Annotated in this window: 1 protein-coding gene; it reads left to right on the top strand. The window is 74.5% G+C overall.

The window, feature by feature from the left end; all coding sequences use genetic code 11:
- Positions 1-44: 44 nt before the first annotated feature.
- Positions 45-616, top strand: a 572-nt coding sequence (locus AC1DY2_RS20440; RefSeq protein WP_476764076.1) for a cell division protein PerM, incomplete at its 3' end; no start/stop codon positions are given.

The following is a 616-nucleotide window of genomic DNA, read 5'->3' as shown; positions in this document are numbered from 1 at the left end:
TCGCGACGACTGAGCGGCGCCGCCCGGGATAGGCTCCCGGAGGAATGAGACGCACGACGATCGCCCTGCTGGCTGCCCTCGAGGCATCCGTCGCAGCGCTCATCTGCCTCGGCATCGCGGTCGTTCCGCTGATGCTGCTGTGGGCCGTGCACTTCGGCCTGACCGTCGACGCGGCGGTCTTCCTCCGGGCGGCAGGCGACATCTGGCTGCTGGGTCACGGCGTCGACCTCGTCGTGCAGCTCGACCCGGTGACGGCCGGGCGCATCGCCCTGCCGGGGGTAGGGGACCCGTTCCCCATCACCATCGCGCTGCTCGGGTTCGCGCTGCTCACGGTCGCGGCGGGCCGGCGCATCGGTCGTCGCTCGGCGGCCGGCGGGCACTCGTTCAGCGGCGGCGTCGCGGCGGTCGTCGTCTACGGCCTTGCCGGCGTCATCCTCGCCCTCACGACCGGGGTCGACGCCGCGCGGGCCGACCCGTGGCAGGCCGGGCTCCTGCCGGCGTTCGTCGTGGCCCTCGGCGTCGTGATCGGCGCCGTCGGCGAGGTGCTGCAGTCGCCGTCGGGGGCACCGGATGCCGCGACCGGCGTGGTGCGGCGACTGCTCGAACGGCTGCCGCT

The organism is Agromyces sp. P1_H4, from assembly GCF_056405255.1.
The sequence above is the reverse complement of the archived record's forward strand: the minus strand, read 5'-3'. Positions and strand labels throughout refer to the sequence as shown.